This window comes from Streptomyces fulvoviolaceus (assembly GCF_000718165.1).
In the GTDB taxonomy this organism is placed as follows: domain Bacteria; phylum Actinomycetota; class Actinomycetes; order Streptomycetales; family Streptomycetaceae; genus Streptomyces; species Streptomyces fulvoviolaceus.
This window is the reverse complement of the sequence record NZ_JOEY01000131.1, coordinates 1-2,992: the sequence shown is the minus strand read 5'-3', so window position 1 is coordinate 2,992 and position 2,992 is coordinate 1. Positions and strand designations below refer to the sequence as shown.

The window sequence follows — 2,992 nt, the reverse complement described above, 5'->3', positions numbered from 1 at the left end:
AGGACTGCGCGGCACCGGTGTCCGTGGCCGTGTCCGCGTCCGTGTCCTGGCACGCGGTCATCAGCATGGCGCCGCCCACGAGGGCTGCGGAGACGAGGAAGGCCTTGCGACGGACGCTGGACATGAAATCCCCTTGGCAATCGGTAAGTTGAGGCCGAAGTAGGTTCGGCTTCTCGGTGCTTGCTTGATCATTATGAGGGGGCTGTGAACCGAAGGGTTCCCGGCGTCTTCGTTCCTGGACAACGCTGTCACAGGCCGGTGACATGATCACAACGACCTACCGCTCACAACCCGATCGCTCTGGCCGACAGAACCTGGGAGCCGGCCTCCGTCTGGGCATAGGTACATCGCAGGCGCCCCTCGACGGCCACCTCCTCCTCGACACGGACGAGTTCGTCCTTGAGAAGTCGGTCCAGAGCGCCGTAGAGCGTGCCGACTCCGAAGGCACACGCGACCCTGTGAAATGTCTTCGACATCCCGCATGAGGCTGTAGCCATGCTGGGGGCTGCCTGCAAGTGCCGTCAGAATCAGGAGAGTTGGCTCCCGAATAGGTTGATCAGTCACGGGTAGCCGATACGTCAGAACCCGTTGTTCCGCCGGGCGACAGCCGGGTGGACCTCGATCGCGTTCGCCGTGTGGCCGACCTGCCGGACCGCATCGGACAAGCTGGCGGGCCGAGCCCGGGCCGAAGACCGTACGCGACCGGCAGAAGCGCCGGTCCGGCGTCGACGGGGGGCATGGGCGGTCACAGCCCGGGGTGTTCCGGAGCTCCCGGGGCCCAAGTTGCCCAACGTGCAACTGCTACGCGGGTAGAGACAACCCGCACCCCCGCACTGTAGATTGACATTTTGTTGAGCCCGCGCGGTGCTCGGCCGTACGCCCCTTCCTTCGTAGTCCCGCACGCCTCAGTGCGGCCATGCCGTGATGCCCAAGGCGTACGTGCCACCCGGATGTTGGCCGAGGACGCCCAACGTGCGCAGACCCGCGCCGGGACAACCCTCTCCCTTCGTTCTGGCGCTCAAGGAGTCTTCGCATGCGCTTGAGTACGTCGATCACTGCCGTAACCACCATGAGCATGGTCATGGGTATCGCACTGGTCCAAGGTGCCGCCCACGCCGACTCCCCTGCCCTGTCCTCACCGGTCCCCTCCGCCCTGTCGCGCGACTGCTCCGGCCTCGTGCGCATACGGGCGTTCTCCGACGACCTCGACAAGAAGACGCTGGACGGCGTCTACGTGGGCAACCTGTCCGCCCTCGCCGTCGACCGCGGTGGCCACATCGCCGCCGTGTCCGACGAGTCGTACCTCTACTCGCTCGACGTACGGGAAAAGGCCGGCACGTTGAGCGCCGAGGCGATGTCGGTGGCCCCTTTGACCGACCTGAACGGTGCGGCACCGGACTCCGAGGGACTGGCCGTCGACCTGGACGGCACCCGGCTGATCAGCTCCGAGACCGAGCCCTCCGTCACCCGCTACGACCGCGACGGCACGGCGGTCGAGGCGCTGCCGGTACCGGCCGCCCTCGCCGTCGCCCCTGCGGGACGGGCCGTGCGCAACCAGACCTTCGAGGGACTGACGCTCCAGCCCGGCGGACGCACGCTGGTCGCCTCCATGGAGGGCGCGCTCTCCGGCGACGAGACCGGCGTGGTGCGGCTGCAGACCTGGCAGCGCGCCGGCGTCGGCAAGCCTTTCAAGACCGGTGCCCAGTACGGCTACCAGGCCGACCAGGGCCTCGGAGTCGTCGAGCTCGCCCCGGCCGGAGACGGCCGGCTACTCGTCCTCGAACGCGGCTTCACCACCGATGTCGGCAACACCGTCCGCCTCTACCTGGCCGACCCACGCCGGGCCGACGACGTGAGCGGAACCGAGAACCTGACCTCCGACAGCTCGGCCCGCCTGGCCCCCAAGACCCTGCTGGCCGACCTCGCCGACTGCCCGACTCTCGGCGCCACAGCCGAACAGCCCCAACCCAACCCCCTGCTGGACAACATCGAAGGACTCGCCGTGACCGGCCGCACGGCCGCCGGACGCCTGAGGATCCTGCTGGTCAGCGACGACAACGAGCGGGAGACCCAGATCACCCGCCTGTACTCCCTCGACGTCGCCCTACCGCACTGAGCAACCCGGCAGCCGCCCGGGGGCGTTCCCACCCCCGGGCGGCCACAAAGAGGAACACCACCACCGCATCGTGACCGACGTCGACCGGCAGGACCGTGCACACCGACCCGGTCGCCCTCGGCGTCAGCCTCGGCCTCGTCATCCGCCGCACGGTGCCCGCCATGGCCGCCACCCTCGCCGCCTTCACCGCCGTCCAGACCGTCATGCCCCTGTGGATCCGCCCCCGCCTGGCCCCTTCCACCACCATCACCGTGCCGTTCACCGCGGACACACCGGCGAACTACGGCATCGACTCCGTCTCCCACATGGACATCGACAAACCGGGCGCCTGGGCCATCTCCGCGCAAGACCCTCGACGCCTCCGGCCACGCCGCCACGAGCATTCCGTCAGCCTGCACCGACTGCGACTCGCTGAAGACCTGCACCTCCGCCCTCGCCAAGGCCGACTACCAACCAGCACCTGATCTACCACCCCGCCGGCAACTTCTGGGCCCTCCAGTGGGCGTAGACCGGCATCTACCTCGGCCTCGGCCTCAGCTTCGGGATCCTCTGCGTCTGGTGGACGCGCCGCCGCCTGACCTGACGCGACGTTCAGAGGGTGTTGTAGAGCATCGACAACACCCTGGCGCCCGGATCAGCATCCATCCGTCCGCGCCGGAACCCTCCCATGCACCAACGCTGCGCAGATGGCCACCCCTTGGCCACCCCACCCTCTGCGGGTACTGTCCAGCCATTCAGCGATGTATAGGAAAACCGCAGTTCAGAACCACTTCGGAAGGATGGCGTCCCGCGTGATGGTGTAGGCGATCAACGTGTGGGAGTGCGCGGGCGTTTGCCCGGGGCGCACACCTGATGCAGGCGGCCGCTCCCTGACCA

General features: G+C 68.1%; 3 protein-coding genes. 2 read left to right on the top strand and 1 reads right to left on the bottom strand.

Annotation, left to right across the window (positions count from 1 at the left end; translation table 11 throughout):
- Positions 1 to 284: 284 nt before the first annotated feature.
- A complete protein-coding gene (locus tag IG08_RS55475; RefSeq protein ID WP_052425358.1) occupies positions 285 to 476 on the bottom strand; it encodes a helix-turn-helix transcriptional regulator in 192 nt (63 codons plus the stop codon).
- A 557-nt stretch (positions 477 to 1,033) separates the two neighbouring features.
- On the opposite strand from IG08_RS55475, the gene IG08_RS0153050 reads away from it, so the two are divergent.
- Together IG08_RS0153050 and IG08_RS0153045 are read left to right on the top strand one after the other, a co-directional pair.
- The gene (locus IG08_RS0153050; protein ID WP_030621986.1) at positions 1,034 to 2,116 is read left to right on the top strand and encodes an esterase-like activity of phytase family protein; all 1,083 of its coding nucleotides are present in this window, start codon (positions 1,034 to 1,036) and stop codon (positions 2,114 to 2,116) included.
- 95 nt (positions 2,117 to 2,211) lie between these two features.
- Positions 2,212 to 2,580, top strand: coding sequence for a hypothetical protein (locus tag IG08_RS0153045; protein WP_030621983.1), 369 nt, complete (start codon positions 2,212 to 2,214; stop codon positions 2,578 to 2,580).
- Positions 2,581 to 2,992: the final 412 nt, after the last annotated feature.

Bases quoted from the DNA above. Each gene is read 5' to 3' on its own strand.
- IG08_RS55475 (WP_052425358.1), bottom strand. From the start codon at position 476: ATGTCGAAGACATTTCACAGGGTCGCGTGTGCCTTCGGAGTCGGCACG.
- IG08_RS0153050 (WP_030621986.1), top strand. From the start codon at position 1,034: ATGCGCTTGAGTACGTCGATCACTGCCGTAACCACCATGAGCATGGTC.